The organism is Halobellus rarus (assembly GCF_024494595.1).
Taxonomy (GTDB): domain Archaea; phylum Halobacteriota; class Halobacteria; order Halobacteriales; family Haloferacaceae; genus Haloquadratum; species Haloquadratum rarum.
In genome coordinates, this window is sequence record NZ_JANHDI010000008.1 from 1 (window position 1) to 15,288 (window position 15,288).

At 63.6% G+C, this 15,288-nt stretch carries 12 protein-coding genes, 1 tRNA gene and 1 pseudogene; 4 read left to right on the top strand and 10 right to left on the bottom strand.

The window, feature by feature from the left end; all coding sequences use genetic code 11:
• Positions 1–63: 63 nt before the first annotated feature.
• Positions 64–1,014 (top strand): annotated as a pseudogene (locus tag NO876_RS09805) (ABC transporter ATP-binding protein); the annotation flags it as partial.
• A 32-nt stretch (positions 1,015–1,046) separates the two neighbouring features.
• Positions 1,047–2,339 carry an ABC transporter ATP-binding protein gene (locus NO876_RS09810; RefSeq protein WP_256421507.1) on the top strand — a complete coding sequence of 431 codons (1,293 nt, stop codon included), beginning with the start codon at positions 1,047–1,049 and terminating at the stop codon, positions 2,337–2,339.
• Between the two features lie 12 nt (positions 2,340–2,351).
• Here the strand turns inward: NO876_RS09810 and NO876_RS09815 are convergent, their stop codons facing one another.
• Complete coding sequence (locus tag NO876_RS09815; RefSeq protein ID WP_256421508.1) at positions 2,352–2,654, bottom strand: transcriptional regulator; 303 nt, start codon at positions 2,652–2,654, stop codon at positions 2,352–2,354.
• A gap of 189 nt (positions 2,655–2,843) precedes the next feature.
• Here NO876_RS09815 and NO876_RS09820 point away from each other — a divergent pair, with 189 nt between their 5' ends.
• Entirely contained in the window at positions 2,844–3,803 is a 960-nt protein-coding gene (locus NO876_RS09820; protein ID WP_256421509.1) for a nucleotidyltransferase family protein, read from the top strand.
• Between the two features lie 144 nt (positions 3,804–3,947).
• Here the strand turns inward: NO876_RS09820 and NO876_RS09825 are convergent, their stop codons facing one another.
• The 6 genes from NO876_RS09825 to NO876_RS09850 all read right to left on the bottom strand — a co-directional run bounded on the left by NO876_RS09825 (position 3,948) and on the right by NO876_RS09850 (position 11,035).
• Positions 3,948–4,340, bottom strand: coding sequence for a cupin domain-containing protein (locus tag NO876_RS09825; RefSeq protein WP_256421510.1), 393 nt, complete (start codon positions 4,338–4,340; stop codon positions 3,948–3,950).
• Between the two features lie 100 nt (positions 4,341–4,440).
• Positions 4,441–5,166: a diphthine--ammonia ligase gene (locus tag NO876_RS09830; protein WP_256421511.1), complete on the bottom strand. Its 726-nt coding sequence runs from the start codon at positions 5,164–5,166 to the stop codon at positions 4,441–4,443.
• A 39-nt stretch (positions 5,167–5,205) separates the two neighbouring features.
• Complete coding sequence (locus NO876_RS09835; protein ID WP_256421512.1) at positions 5,206–5,565, bottom strand: DUF8066 domain-containing protein; 360 nt, start codon at positions 5,563–5,565, stop codon at positions 5,206–5,208.
• 151 nt (positions 5,566–5,716) lie between these two features.
• The gene (locus NO876_RS09840; protein WP_256421513.1) at positions 5,717–6,418 is read right to left on the bottom strand and encodes an HD domain-containing protein; all 702 of its coding nucleotides are present in this window, start codon (positions 6,416–6,418) and stop codon (positions 5,717–5,719) included.
• 226 nt (positions 6,419–6,644) lie between these two features.
• Complete coding sequence (locus NO876_RS09845) at positions 6,645–9,110, bottom strand: BGTF surface domain-containing protein (RefSeq protein WP_256421514.1); 2,466 nt, start codon at positions 9,108–9,110, stop codon at positions 6,645–6,647.
• A 1,184-nt stretch (positions 9,111–10,294) separates the two neighbouring features.
• Complete coding sequence (locus NO876_RS09850) at positions 10,295–11,035, bottom strand: SDR family oxidoreductase (protein WP_256421515.1); 741 nt, start codon at positions 11,033–11,035, stop codon at positions 10,295–10,297.
• A gap of 514 nt (positions 11,036–11,549) precedes the next feature.
• Between NO876_RS09850 and NO876_RS09855 the strand changes: the two genes are divergently transcribed.
• Positions 11,550–13,451: a hypothetical protein gene (locus NO876_RS09855; protein ID WP_256421516.1), complete on the top strand. Its 1,902-nt coding sequence runs from the start codon at positions 11,550–11,552 to the stop codon at positions 13,449–13,451.
• 178 nt (positions 13,452–13,629) lie between these two features.
• Here the strand turns inward: NO876_RS09855 and NO876_RS09860 are convergent.
• The 3 genes from NO876_RS09860 to NO876_RS09870 form a co-directional block, all read right to left on the bottom strand.
• Positions 13,630–13,702 (bottom strand) — tRNA-Gln (locus tag NO876_RS09860).
• Positions 13,703–14,143: 441 nt separating this feature from the next.
• Complete coding sequence (locus NO876_RS09865) at positions 14,144–14,596, bottom strand: metal-dependent transcriptional regulator (RefSeq protein WP_256421517.1); 453 nt, start codon at positions 14,594–14,596, stop codon at positions 14,144–14,146.
• A gap of 31 nt (positions 14,597–14,627) precedes the next feature.
• Positions 14,628–15,122: a ferritin-like domain-containing protein gene (locus NO876_RS09870; protein WP_256421518.1), complete on the bottom strand. Its 495-nt coding sequence runs from the start codon at positions 15,120–15,122 to the stop codon at positions 14,628–14,630.
• Positions 15,123–15,288: the final 166 nt, after the last annotated feature.

The following is a 15,288-nucleotide window of genomic DNA, read 5'->3' on the forward strand; positions in this document are numbered from 1 at the left end:
GCGTTCAACTTCCTCGGCGACGCGCTCAGAGACGCGCTCGACCCGCGACAGGAGGTGTGACCGATGAGAGACACCGACGAACCGGACTGGACGAACACCGACGAACCGGACTGGACGAACACCGACGAACCGGACTGGACGAACACCGACGCACCGGACTGGACGGACACCAACTCGCCGGAGCCGACGAACGCGGACGAACTAGCGGAGCCCACTGACGCCCGCGAACCACTGCTCCGAGTGGAGAACCTCCGGACAGTGTTCCACACCGACGACGGAACGGTCCGCGCCGTCGACGGCGTCTCCTTCGGGGTCGCCCGCGGCGAGACGGTTTGCCTCGTCGGCGAGTCCGGGAGCGGCAAGACCGTCGCGAGCGAGTCGATCACGCGGTTGGTCCGGGAGCCGCCCGGCGAGATCGCCGGCGGCTCCGTTCGGTTCGACGGCGCCGACCTCCTGTCGCTGTCGGCGTCGGAACTGCGGGCGGTCCGCGGCGACCGGATCGCTCACGTGTTTCAGAGCTCACAGACCTCACTCAACCCCGTCTACACCGTCGGGTGGCAACTGATCGAGGCGGTCCGATTGCACGCGGACGTCACGAAAGCGGACGCGAGGGCCCGCGCCGTCGACCTGTTGGACCGGGTCGGAATGCCGAACCCCGCCGGCCGGGTCGACGACTATCCGCACGAACTCTCCGGCGGCCAGACGCAGCGGGTCGCGCTCGCGATGGCGCTCGCGGGCGATCCCGACCTCCTGATCGCCGACGAACCGACGACGGCGCTCGACGTCACGATCCAATCGCAGGTGCTCGGGCTTCTCGAAGAGATTCAGTCGGCGTTCGGCCTGGCGGTCCTCCTCGTGACGCACGACCTCGGGGTCGTCGCCGAGGTGGCAGACCGCGTCGTCGTCCTCCGCGACGGCGGGGTGGTGGAACGCGGCGACGTCGTTCAGATCTTCGAGCGACCCTCGCACCCGTACACGCGACGGCTTCTCGACTCGATTCCCGGACGAGACCGGATCGGTACGACCGGTCGGAGAGGTGACGACGGATGAGCGCTGAGACGCCGCTGCTCGACGTTCGTGCCCTCGTGAAGCACTACCCGGTCACCGAGGGCGTCTGGAGCCGCGAGGTCGGCCGCGTGCGGGCAGTCGACGGGATCGACCTCACTGTCGAGCGCGGCGAGACGGTGGGCCTCGTCGGCGAGTCGGGGTGCGGGAAGTCGACCGCGGCCCGCGCGATGCTCCGGATCGAGGAGCCGACCGGCGGGACGGTTCGGTTCGACGGTGAGGACGTCACGGACTACGACAGGGAGGGACTGAAGCGGTTCCGCAGGCGGGCGCAGTTGATCCTCCAGGACCCGGCGTCGAGTTTCGATCCGCGGCGGTCGATCGGCCAGTCGGTCGCCGAACCGCTCGCCGTCCACGGGATGAGCGACCGGCACCGCCGTCGCCGACTCGTCGAGGCGACGCTCGAACGTGTCGGCCTCTCGCCCGACGCTGCCGATCGGTACCCGCACGAACTCTCCGGGGGAGAGAAACAGCGCGCGGCCCTGGCTCGCGCCCTGATCGTCGATCCCGACCTCCTCGTCGCCGACGAACCGGTCTCCGCGCTGGACACGTCCGTCCAGGCCGACGTGCTCGAACTCCTGGACCGTCTCCGATCGGAACTCGGCCTCGGCGTGCTCCTCATCAGCCACGACCTGCGTGTGATCCGGGAAGTCTGCGACCGCGTCGCGGTGATGTACCTCGGCGAGATCGTCGAGTCGGGTCCGATCGACGCGGTGTTCGGCGACCCGCAGCACCCCTACACGCGGGCGCTTTTGGCCTCGGTTCCGATTCCCGACCCGACAGTCTCGCGGCCGTCGGTCGATCTGCTCGGTACGGTCCCCGACGCCGCGGATCCGCCGTCCGGCTGTCGGTTCCACACGCGGTGTCCGGAGGTCATTCGACCGGAGGAATACGACCTCGACGACGACGTCTGGCGGCGGGTTCATCGGCTCCGAACGCGGCTCTCCGGCGGTTCGGAGTCGATCGACGTCGACGCCGTCCGGACACGCGTCGCGGCCGGCACCGGAAGTGACGATGACGGGCCGGCCGAGTCGGTTTCCGCAGCGCTCAAGCGGGAGTTCGAGCTCCCGCAGCGGCTCTCAGACCCCGGCGCGGACGCGGTTCTGGACCGCGCGCTCGAACGGCTCGCGTCGGGCGAGCGCGAGGCGGCCGCGGAGGTGTTGACTTCGGCGTTCGGCACCGTCTGCGAGCGGGACGCGCCGGCGACGCGGTCGCTGTCGGCCGATCACGAGGCCGCCTGTCACCTCCTCGAGGACGAACGAGACGCTGACTGATCCGTCCGGCGCTCACTCGATCAGAAACCGCGGCGGGGCGATCCGCTCGGAACGACACTCCGGGCACCGCGAGGGATCGTTCAGCGGGTCGTCGAACCCGTCGAAACCGCACGCGCGACACTCCGGTGGTGCGACCAGGAACCGCTCGCCGGAGTCGTCGCTCTCGACCGTCTGTGAGACGTGCTCGACGTGTCTGTAGACTGCCGATTTCGGCACGCCGACGGCCGTCGACAGTTCCGCGGCGTCGTGTGGCTCCGTCCGAAGCGCGTCCGCGATCCGCTGTCGCGTCGTCGCCTCCTCGCCCGGTTCGGACATACTCGTAGAAGCGGAGTCGAGGCGTATATATTGTCGGCTCCGATGGAGTGGTCCGGGGGTCGGTTTCGACGACCTCCTCCCGGTGCGGCGATGGTCTCCGGACTTCGATCCCGATTCGCTCCGTCGTTTGTCCGTGTCGGAGTCCCGTTATGGGAAACACACTTGACACTCCGTTCAGTGAGTACTCGTATGAAGGCAGTCGTCCTCGCAGGCGGGTACGCGACGCGTATGTGGCCGATCACCAAAGACCGGCCGAAGATGTTCCTCCCGGTCGGCGACGGCACAGTCATCGACATCATCTTCGAGGACCTCGAGGCCGACGACCGGGTCGACGAGGTGTTCGTGAGCACGAACGAGCGCTTCGCGGAGGCGTTCGAGACGTTCATCTCGGAGTCCCCCTACGAGAAGCCGACCCTCTCGGTCGAGGAGACCGTCGAAGAGAACGAGAAGTTCGGTGTCGTCGGCGCGCTCGCCCAGCTCATCGACCGCGAGGGCGTCGAGGACGATCTCGTGGTCATCGCCGGCGACAACCTGCTCTCCTTCGACGTCTCGGAGTTCGTCGACTTCTTCGAATCGAGCGGGACTCCGTGTCTCGCCGCCTACGACGTGGGCTCGAAGGAGCGCGCGAGATCCTACGGACTCGTCCAACTGGAGGGCGACCGCGTGGTCGACTTCCAGGAGAAGCCCGACGACCCACAGAGCACGCTCGTTTCGATCGCCTGCTACGCGTTCCCCGCGGAGACGCTCCCGGACTTCGAGACGTACCTCGAAGACGGCAACAACCCCGACGAACCCGGCTGGTTTATGAAGTGGCTCCAAGACCGCGGCACGGTGAAGGCGTTCACGTTCGACGGCGCGTGGTTCGACATCGGGACGCCCGAGAGCTACCTCGAGGCGGTATCGTGGCACCTCGACGGCGGGACGTTCGTCCACGACGACGCCACGGTCGAGAACTCCGAACTCGGCTCGAACGTCCACGTGATGGCGGGCGCGTCAGTGACGGATTCCCGCCTCGAACGGTCGGTGATCTTTTCGGACGCCACCATCCGCGACGCCGACCTCCGCAACACCATCGTCGACGAGGACACCCACATCGAGAACCTCGACCTCTCGAACGCGCTGATCGGCGCGCACTCGCACCTGGAGTGACGGGACGATGTCGCTTGGAGTGACGGGACGATGTCGCTTGGAGTGACGGGACGATGTCGCTTGGAGTGACGGGACGATGTCGCTTGGAATGACGGGACGATGTCGCCTCGTGTCGGAACCACCCTCCCGTTTCGATTGGCCCCGCTACTCCCGCTCGTCGTCGCGCACCGTGTACTCGCCGAAATCGTCGACCGTCCCCAGCGGCGGCGCACCGATCATAACCCACGTCTGCGCGGCGTCGCTCTCGTTGCGAACGCTCCGCATCGGCTCCGGGCCGATGCGGACGATCCCGCCCGGCGCGACGTCGTAGATCTCCCCGTCGATCTCGACGGTTCCCCCGTCGAGCGCCACGTACACCTCCTCCTGCCGTTCGTGAGCGTGCGGAGTCGTCGCCTCCCCCGGTTCGAGCGTCACCGCGTTCACGCGCATCTCCGTGCATCCCAGCGCTTCGGTGAACTTTCGGTGGAGGTTCCCGGATTCGGGGAACCGTTCCGCTTCGACGGTCTCGGGATCGACGACGTTGAAATCGGTTGTCATACCGCCACTTCGGCAGAGATCGGTATAGTCGACTGGGTTGGGTTCGCAACGTCTTCTTTTCCCGGCTACCGAGGCCGGGCGTCACTCGCCGAGCCGGGCGTCACTTCCCGAGCCGGGCGTCCGTCACCTGGATGTGTCCGCGCGTCCCCTCCCACACCGTCTCGTACGCCAGTCCGATCGGGCGATCCATGTGCGGTCCGTCGGTGACGAGCGTCTCGAACTCGCCGCCTTCCCCCAGAACGTGCACGCCGTACTCCTCGTTGAGCGCGAGCAACTCGCCGAGCGCGTCGGCGTCGAGCGTCCGTCCCAGCCACGATTCGTCGAGGCCGCGGGCGGCCACCTGGACGATCCGGATCTCGAAACCGGCGTCGAGCATCTCCTCGGCTAACTCCTGTGGGTCGCGCTGCCACAGCGGCGCGAAGAGATCGATTCCCAGTCGGTCGCACATCCCGCGGATCCGCGAGGTCTGGAACTCGCTTTCGACGGCCCCCGCCGTGACACCGGCGATGCCGCCGTCGAGTTGCGAGTCGAGTTCGACGAGCGCGGCTTCGAGCGGCTCCAACTCCCTGTCGCCCTGTGCGCCCGCGTCGTCGACATCGGCCGCGTTGAGGTTACCCGGCTCCACCTCGATGAGATCGATCCCGATACTCTCTGCGGCGAGGCCGGCCAGCCGCGTCTCGGGGACGTGGTACATGTACGAGTCTTCGCCGGGGTGGACTGTGAGGAGGTGCGAGACGTTCAGCCCTTCTTCGAGCGCTCGGTAGAGCGCCCACGAGGAGTCCTTGCCGCCGGAGAAGAGGCTCACCCAGGAACCGGAGTCAGTCATTGCCAGCGCTTGGGTTCCGGCGTACAAACGGCCACCGGTTCACGCGTCATCCCCGAACGCGTCGCGGCCGGCCTCCGCGCCGACTACGTCGTCTTCGGCGGTTCTTTCGGGGTTCGAGCTTTCGGCATTCGTCTTCTGAGCGTCCGTCTCGTGCGTCCGATCTGCACCGCTGACTTCCGCTTCTCTCGCCGCGGCGATCCGCTCGATGGCGTCGACCAACCGGAACAGCGCGAGGACGAGCAACCAGGCGATATAGACTCCAGCGGCGATACCGACGAGGACGAACCACAGGAGGATCTGCCCGGCGATCACCAAACTGTACGCGAGCGTCACGAGCAGCACGACGGCAACGGCGATCTTCACGCGATTCGACGGCGATGGAGGGAGTTCGGCGGGCACGATTTCCGGTTTCGCCCACGGCGTACGTAAGTGCTTTCGTGCCTACGGCTGTCGACGGCGACGCCGTTCGCCCGGTCGCAGAGCCTTTTTCGCCGTACGTCGCCTCACGGTCTCGGCAGGAGCGATCGCCTCGCCCATATCCGCCTGCCCGTTATTCGTCCGCTTCCTCGTCTTCGATCTCGTGGTTCATCTCCGGCACTTCGGCTTCGAGCCACTCGCGGAACCACTTCACGCGCGTGAGCCGCTTGTGGGCGATGCTCTCTGCGGCGTCGGAGTTGACCCGCTCGGTGGCGTCGCGGCCGCGTTCGAGGACGCGTTCGACCATCTCGGCGGCGTCCATGTGCGTCCGGGCCTCATAGCCCATCCGGAGCAGCATCAGCGCCGTGCCGTTCGCGCCGACCTTGTCGAGGATGTCGGCCTCGATGAGGCTCTGCGTTTCCAGTGAGACGTCCGAGAGCGGGCCCTGATAGGAGTGGTCGGCGACGACCTGACACACCTGTTCGACGAACGACTGCGGGAAGTCGCCGTGGGCTTCGAGGTACTCGCGCGCGACGCGTGCTCCCTCCTCGGCGTGGACCTCCTGGTCGGCCTCCAGCTTCGAGATGTCGTGAAAGAGCGCGGCGACGCGGACGACGTCGATGTCGGCGCCCTCGCGCTCGGCGATCCGGGTCGCGATGTCGACGACGTTCAGGATGTGGTTGAAGCGGTACTCGGCGCTGTGCCAGGGGTACCACCGCATCCGGCCGCCGTGGTCTTCGCTCTCGACGCTCGCTGCGAGGTAGTCGCGGACGAACCGCTTCATCTCCTCGAACTCCTCGTCGTCGACCGTCGATTCCTTGATTTCAACGCCCACGGAACCACCTCCGTTTCGGAGCAGTGGGGGGTCCCACGACGTCCGCGTTCGCGTTCGGGTTCATTACCCGATAGAATGGCTCTTCGGTTCTTAGGCGTTACGACGAGGCGAGCGCGCCGCCGTCCCCGAATCGGGACCTGAAGGCCCGTTCGGATGCGCTGACCGCTTCACGCTGCCGGCTCCGAGAGTCGCCGTCCCGGAACGGCAGGCTTGATCGCTGCTGCTCTCACTCCCGCCGAGAGACGAACAGCGCGACCGTCGTCAACGCGCCAAGTGAGACGAGAACGTCGAAGCCGAGCAGGCGGCTTCGGAGCGTTTCGTCGCCCGAACTGTCGACGAACGTTCCGAGCACGCCGCCGAGGAACCGCCGTGTCGAGTCGACGACTGACTCCGTCGAGTCCGGGCTTTCTGTCGGCGTTGTGGTCTCGCCCGTCGCCGTCGAAGTGGGATCGCCGCCCGACGCCGCTGGGCCGCCGCCACCCCCGCCACCACCCTGTCCGCCGCCCGCGAGACGGTCCACCGATGTAGACTCGGAAACCTTCGGAATGACTGTCCCGATCACGCCGTCAACCCGGAGTTCCCTTACCGACGCGACCACGTCGACGGCGGAGGTCACCGAGAACTGATCGCCCACACGCTGCGTGTCGAAGTCGACGCTCAGGGTCCACCGTCCGTCAGGCCCCACGACGGCCTCCTTCGTCGTCAGGAACGACGGATCGGTACCGTTGACCGATTGAATCTGGAACTCGATCTCGGTCCCGGGCGCGACGGTCGTCGTACCTCCGATGGACTGGTTCGTTTCGTTCTCGACGACGAGCGGGTCCTCGGAGGGTGAAACGGTCGCCTTCAGGAGTTCGTACTCTTCGATGAGTGTTCGATTCTCGGTGCTCAGTCCGCTGTAGGGGCCGCTATCGGCCACCACGAACGAGACGGCGCGTGAGTCACCGGCGCTGAGACCGATCCCCCCAGCACTCTCGTAGGCGATCACGTAGGTATCGTTGGCCGGATCAGCGACGACGCTGGCGTTATCCTCGCCCGGTACGTACAGGTCCCCGCCGTCGCTGGACGGCACTGTCTGCCCGGTGAAGTTGGCGTCGTTCGCCCCAACGCGAGTGATGTTCAACCCGTATCTCGCGTCGGCGTCGGTACCGGAAAGCGCGAAGAACGCCTCGGTCGGCGTTCCCGACTGGCGGGCGAACTCGCCGGCGAGACCGGGGACGACCAATCGGTGGACGACGACGTCGCCAGCCGCGATTTCGGCGGTCCTGGTGAGTCGATCCGCTTCGATCGCCGCCGAAACGTCGTCGCGGGTCGAAAACGCGGACCCGGCGGGCGCGACCCAATTCGTGAGATTCCTCGGGGCGGCCGATCCGACGACCAGCGTCCCCGTGTCGGTTGCGGTCGCGTTCGACACCATATCGGGTCGAACCGCGAGAGTGTAGTTACCTGGTTCGATCGCCTCTGTGAGGTCCTGATTCGCTGTAATTCCGGCATCGACGACCGCGTCTACGGCCCCGTCGCCGGATTCGTCCTTCCCGACCACTCCGAAGACCGCGCCACCGTCGGACGGAAGCGTCGTCGCACCGATCACAGCCGCGGTGTTGAACCATACGCGAACCGTGCCGTCCCCGTCACGGTCGACGACCGTCGCGCTCGCACGGAATCCGTCCTCGTCGCTTCCGACGGTTACGGTCGCGGCGTCCGTTTGGTGCAGTTCGATCCCGAACGGGGCCACGTCGCCGGCGTGCTCCTTGACGACCGTGGATCGGAACGAGGCTTCTCCCTCCTCGTCTGGCTCCTCGACGACGTCGGACTGCGACGAGGAGTCCGTTACGTCGGCAGCGACCACGCGGATGAGAGCGGATTGGTTTCTCGCGCCTGTCCCGGCGTCGGTCACCTCGACGGTGTAGTTTCCTGGCCCGGCCTCCCCGACGGTCGCGGCCGCGAAATTGAACCTCGCGTCGCCGGTGTCGTCCAGCGTGACGTCCCTTCGCTCGACGACCGCAGACCCGTCGGCGTCCGAACGGAGGGTGACCTCGACGATCCGATCGGTGGCGTTCGCGCTGATCTCCCCCTCGATGGGATCTGAAGTGGTGACGTCTCGATCGTCGATATCGACAGCTAACTCCAATCCGCGGAGTGCGACGTCGAGACTCCGGTCGATGGACCCGTTTTCGAGATACGTCTCGATCCCGTAGTCTCCGCTCCAGTTGCGCGCCGCCGTGTCGAAGGTGAACACCTGACTCCCGGCTCCGGTGTGTCCGGAGAAGACGAGCGTTCCGACGCCGTCTTCCACCTCGAACGTCTGATTGGTATCGGCGGACCCGTCGGTGGCGACGAACGCCAACGTCGACCCCTCGTAGGCGTCCGCGTCTCCGTCGTCCTCGCTGACAGTCGCGCTCGCCACGGTCACGTCCATCGATCCGGGCTCGATAGTCTCGGTGTCGATCGAATCGTTCACCGCGTCGATTCCGACCGTCACTCCCGATCGCGGATCGATCGGCGTTTCCGAACTCAACACGACTTGCCCGTCGGTCGATCCGTCCGCGTCGAGCGTGTAGCGGTCGGTCACGTCGATTCCGCCAACGCTCACGGTGATGTTATCCGCGAGCGTCAGCGCCCCCGCTTCCCCGCCGGCCTTCGAGACGTCCTCGCTGAATGGAATCTCGACGACGCTCTCGGTGTGAGTCAAACTCGTTCCTGCGAGGTCACTGGTGGCGAACTCCGTTATTGGTCCGAGTGTGAGTGGTGCTGGGTCTTCGTCGATAATTGCAGATGTGATTAATTCGGTATTGATACTGGTGTCAAAGTATTTTGATGTGATTGAATCACCATCATTTATTTGTAGAGTCCCGGTACTATCTGTAGTATTTATTTTAATACTTCCTGAAAACTCTGAATCTGTTGTCTGTGATAAGAGTATAGTCTCTCCCACTGTATAATCAATAGCATCACTAGATGATGGCGGATTTTTAAAATGAATTGTCACAGTTCCATTCTCATTCCTGCTGGTTTCTTCTATTCTATTGTTCCCTCCATCAGAGTCTTGATATTCAATGTCTTCCTTTGTTATTTTATTATCTGAATTTTGATCAGCGACACCTGCTTCAGTAGTATATTTTGTTGAAGTACCGGGTCTTTGACCTCGTCCTAGGAATTGTGATTCAGTATCTGATTCGATGTTGACGACGTAATTTTCAGTCGTCGATAGGTCGGCATCGTCGACGGTGACTGTCACGGTGTCACCATCCGTGTAGCTCGCCGCGTCGAAGCTAATGCTGCCCTGCTCGGCGTCGACCGGTGCGGAAAACGCGCCCGCTCCACCGAGAATACTGAGAATCAGAATCGTTACGAGAGAGACTGCACGAACACCGTTCGTATCTCCTGTCATACATTGATCGGCAAAAAATCCACAGTAGACGAGTTCGCTCTACGTATTCAAGCGGTGATTGGCTCGGATATCGTGAGTCGTCGTCGGCCCAACGTCTCCGCTGACGCAACCGTCTTTGGCAGTGTGTGATAATCACCTGGCAACTCGGACGCCCGCGTACAGCGGACCGACCTCGCCTTCGTCTGTCGATTTTCAACCCAACTCAATCGAGTGAAATTTCGTATAAGTAACCTCGTTTCTAATCCTCAGCTCTGATATTTGTAGTCTCACCTATCTTCTGCGATCGATCCGGCGCTGCCGCTACGCATCGGAGACCTGAATGGAATAGAGTAGTCCCGGGCGGCGTTCGACGTTCGATGTTCGAATCTCGACGGCGACTACGGCGGCATCGACGCTCTCCTCGGACACGCGATAGCCGCCTCCCGAATCGACCGACGCTCAGTGAGATTTACGCTGGTCCCTCCGACGACCGAGAGCCGGTTCGCTCACCAGCCTTCGAACTTGTCGCGTCGGTACAGATCGATCTCGTGGACCGTCGATCGATCCTGGGACGCGGCGAAGACGATGGCGTCCGCGATCTCTTCGGGTTCGGTCACCTCTTCGGGTTCGAACCGTTCTTCGAACGAATCGTCCTCCTCGCTGCCGAACTCCGTTCGGACCTCGGTAGGGTTGACGACGCTGACGCCGATGCCGTCCGGTCCGATCTGGCCCTCGACGCTGTGTGCGAAGCCGCGGACCCACCACTTCGTCGCCGCGTACATCGGGTTCGTGGGCCGGGGGTACTGCCCCGCGAAGCTCCCGACGAACACGAGGTTCCCACTCGTCTCTCGCAAGTGCGGTACCGCCGCCTGCGTCGCGAAGAAGACGCCGTCGACGTTCGTCTCCATCATCAGGCGGTACTCCTCGCTCGTCGTCTCTTCGACGTCGCCGCCGACGCCGAGTCCCGCGTTGTTCACGAGGATGTCGAGTCGGCCGAACGTCTCGACCGTCGTCTCGACCATCGCCTCGACCGCCGTCTCGTCGCGGACGTCCGTCGGGACGACGAGCGTCTCGGCGTCGAACGTCGATTCGAGCTCGTCGGCGATCTCTTCGAGTCGTTCTCGGCGTCGCGCTGCGAGGGCGATATCCGCTCCCTCGCTCGCGAGAGCGCGCGCCGTCGCTTTACCGATCCCCGCGCTAGCCCCCGTGACGAGGGCGACGTTGTCCTCTATGGTCACGTCTGCCATCTCTTCGTCGAGTGACTTGAGTCCTCGCTTGATCGGCTAGTACAGCGCGGATGAGACTGAAGCTAGGCTGACGAGAGTGGTAGAACTGGATCCGTTTTTGTTCTCATCACTACTGGCTCGCTCGTACGACCCGCTGGCGGAATTGGATCCGATCCAGTTGGGAATACGCCTTGCACAGAGTAATGTACTACTCTTGACGGAGATCTGTCGTTCGATGCAAGCTGAACGTCGCAAGTACCGACGTAATTGTCGCTCCGGGTACCTGTATGCGCTTTTCAATATCGACCACACGAAACAGACGACGCCGAGCAGTTCGACGTTTCACCGCTTCGGTCTCGGCCGTGAACGTCGAACTCACTCGCCGAACTCGATAGAGTTGGGCCGGCACGGTCCGGCAGTAAGTGTCAAATACTTCGGCCGGTGGTACGTGACTTCCGACGATAATCGGGATAATGTTAACTTATTACGCGCTTGGTGGCTATTTACTATCATATCCTAGCCCGCTAGCCGCTCTATGGGAAGGGTTGTCGCACTGGGTTTAGTGAGCTTCCTCTTTGTCGCGCTGATGTTCACGGGCGGGGTATCTGGCACCTCTCTCTCGAATCCAGACGTTGCGGACGACGGGCAATTCGAGTCCACGGAAAGCCATCCGGGCAACGTGGCTGTCTTTGATTTCTCCCTGCACCAGTTCCAGCAAATTGACGAAGAGGAAGAGGACGAGGAAGAGGAAGAGGAAGAGGAAGAGGAAGAGGACGAGGAAGAGGAAGAGGAAGAGGAAGAGGAAGAGGACGAGGAAGAGGAAGAGGAAGAGGACGAGGACGAGGAAGAGGAAGAGGACGAGGAAGAGGAAGAGGACGAGGAAGAGGAAGAGGACGAGGAAGAGGAAGAGGACGAGGAAGAGGAAGAGGAAGAGGAAGAGGAAGAGGAAGAGGAAGAGGAAGAGGAAGAGGAAGAGGAAGAGGAAGAGGAAGAGGAAGAGGACGAGGAAGAGGAAGAGGAAGAGGACGAGGAAGAGGAAGAGGACGAGGAAGAGGAAGAGGAAGAGGACGAGGAAGAGGACGAGGAAGAGGACGAGGAAGAGGACGAGGAAGAGGACGAGGAAGAGGAAGAGGAAGAGGACGAGGAAGAGGAAGAGGACGAGGAAGAGGAAGAGGACGAGGAAGAGGACGAGGAAGAGGACGAGGAAGAGGACGAGGAAGAGGAAGAGGAAGAGGACGAGGAAGAGGAAGAGGACGAGGAAGAGGACGAGGACGAGGAAGAGGACGAGGAAGAGGACGAGGAAGAGGACGAGGAAGAGGAGAAAACAACTGCTACCTCGACACCAACGCCAACTGCAACCTCAACTCCGGCACCAACGCCAACACCGACCGCCACTGCAACGCCAATCGCAGCTCGGTCACCAACCCCGACCGCGACCCCAACGTCGACTGCTACCCCGACCGCCGCCCCGATCGCGATGCTAACGTCGACTGCCACCCCGACTGCCGCTCCGACCGCGACGCCAACGCCGACTGCCGCCCCGGCCGCGACGTCACCACCAACGTCAACCGCTCCCCCGACAGCAACGCCGACATCACCGACCGCCACCACAACGCCGACATCACCAACCGCCACCGCGACGCCGACGGCCATAGCGACCAGCTCTCCCTCGAGGAACCCAGCACCGGCGGCTGCCTCCGAGGAAACGAGATTCAATACGGTAGTTGCGACACTCAACAACACGCTGATTACCGCAGGAGAGAGCGTACAGATAGCGTTGCAGGTCGAGAACGCCGGCGAGGAGGACGGCACGTTCCGAGCGGGTCTGGCTGTGAACTCCGAGACGGTCGACTCGAAGTCAGTCATCGTCGAGGCGGGCGAGACCGAGACAATAGTGTTCGAATATCGATTCGATGAACCGGGCGAGTACGATATCGCCATCGCGGATACCTCAGTCGGCACGCTGACCGTGACCGCCGCAAGCGACGACGGGACGGTTGCACCCCGGCCCGGCGATGATACCGACGGAACCGGACCTATCGAGGTCACCGAGGCCACAGCACTGGCCGATTGGATCAAGAAAGGCTACGATACCACCGTGAGAGCGACGGTCGTGAACACGGCAAACCGGACGGCGAACCGGACTCTCACAGTGACCGTCGATGGCCGGCCGGTCGCAACGGAGACCGTGGCGCTACGCCCCCAAGAGCGCGGCGTGGTGGCTATCGAATTCGAAGCCGTCGACGGGACAGTCGCGGTCGAGGGCGTTGACGCGGGCCGGATCAGTGTCAGTGAGCGCCCCGGAGACGTCGCAACGGAAACGGACGACGCCGCGGGAGGCGCTGGGCTGGGAATGCCCGTCGGCGTCGTCGTCGTCGCGGTCGTCACGACTCTCGCCAGTGTAGCTGTTTTTGTCGAGCGGGGAAACGGCTCGTAGTGGTCGTGCAATGGACGTCCCGGATAAAGGACAGAGCGTCGCCAACCCGTGAGAAATGGGATGAGCCGCTCTCGCTCGAGAGCGCGTGACCGCTCGTCGAGGATCGCCTCCCCATCCCTATTCGTGTCGCCGTGCTCGCCGCCATACGCAGTTGGACGGATTCGGACGTCCGAAGTAGTAGTCCCGGGCGGATTCGAACCGCCGTCATGGGCTCCAAAGGCCCATATGATTGGCCACTACACCACGGGACTGCACGCTCTACTCACAGCGCAGTCTTTGAAAACCCATCGGGTTCCGACGGCGACGCGTCACTGACGCCGATCGGCTATTCAGCGGCCGAATCGTCGAAAGATACCGTGCCGTGGTCCCCCTGGCGCTCCGTCGAGCTCCGAGATTCGACGGAGAATCCGCCGCAGTTCGGGCAGACGTGATACTGAACGTCGTATGCGGCCTCACAGCCCAGACACACGTACGGACTCGGTCGTTCCGTGGCCTCCGTCGATTCGCGAGGTCCCAATCCCGCGAACGCGAGGAGACGATCGATCGCCGCTGTCCCATCCATACGCGCCACTACGAGAGGAAGGACTTGAAGATGTGGGCTTTGGTTCCGTGAGAGAGTCGTCGACAGAACTTCTCCAGAGCAGCCCCGCCTCCGAGTGTCCAGTCGCGTTACGAACCTCCGTCCGGTCGTATCAGTCCGCGTGCTGCTCTTCGGTTTCGACGCTCTCGGCGGGGACGTCGAGGTGACAGCACGCGTCGGTCTCCGGGTCGAAACAGTCCGGACACTCCGGACTCCGGTCGATGATCGTATCGAGTCGCTCGGCGACCAGGTCGTCGATGACCGGTTCGAGTTCGCGCGCCTCCGCGCGGAACTCCGCGACCGACAGCACGTTCGAGAGGAAGCGCTCGATGATACAGTACGTCTGGAGGGCGTCGCGGGCGCGGACGATACCCTCGTCGGTGAGAGTAACGCCCTTGTACTTCTCGTGTTCTGCGAGGCCCCGCGATTCGAGTTTCCCGATCATCTCGTTCGCGCTCGCTGGACTCACGCCTAATCGATCCGCGAGCGCCCCGGTCGAGGCGGGCCCGTTCTCCATCTGCTGGAGGAGGTAGATCGCTTTCACGTACTGGTCGGCGGTGTTCATTTCCGTCCTCCGTGGTGCGTCGTGTGTCGTTTCATTGGCGGTCGTTCATAATTTTCGTGACTTCCTCGACGCCCTCGGCTTCCTCCTCGCGGATCTCGACGAGGGTGTCGATGAGACGTTCGCGATCGATGCCGAACGTGGTTTCCGAGGCGCGGAGCGCACCGATGAGGTCGTCGTAGAACTTGTACGCCGTCTCCTCGTTGCACAGTTGGTCGTAGAGGATATCGTCGAAGTCCTCCGGTTCGGTGCCGCCGTACTGCGCTTGGACGAGCGCCTCGATCTCGTCGAACGGGATGCTCTCGGCGTCGAGTTCGTCGACGAGCGCTTCGAGTCGCTCCCGGTGTTCCGCCGATTCGGCCGCGGCGTGCTCTAAGAGCGACTCGATCTCGGGATCGAGTTTCGGCGCGTCGTCGAGCGACTGGTAGTGGTGGTACGACCGGGCCTCGACCACCTCTTCGAGGACGATCCCGATCTGTAGGAGGCGCGCGAGCTGGTGATCGGAGGTGACCTGATGACCGACGCTCACGGTCGCCCCTCCCGGTTCACGAGCGATACGCGGTTCATACAGTAGCGGTGGATAGTGACGGACTTAAGCGGTTCCCTCGTGGGGCGATACGAGCACAGGGTTGGCGCTGTTTCGAGGGTCTGAAGACCGGTGCAGGCCCGACACGTTCGGAAACGGTTTTGCCGCG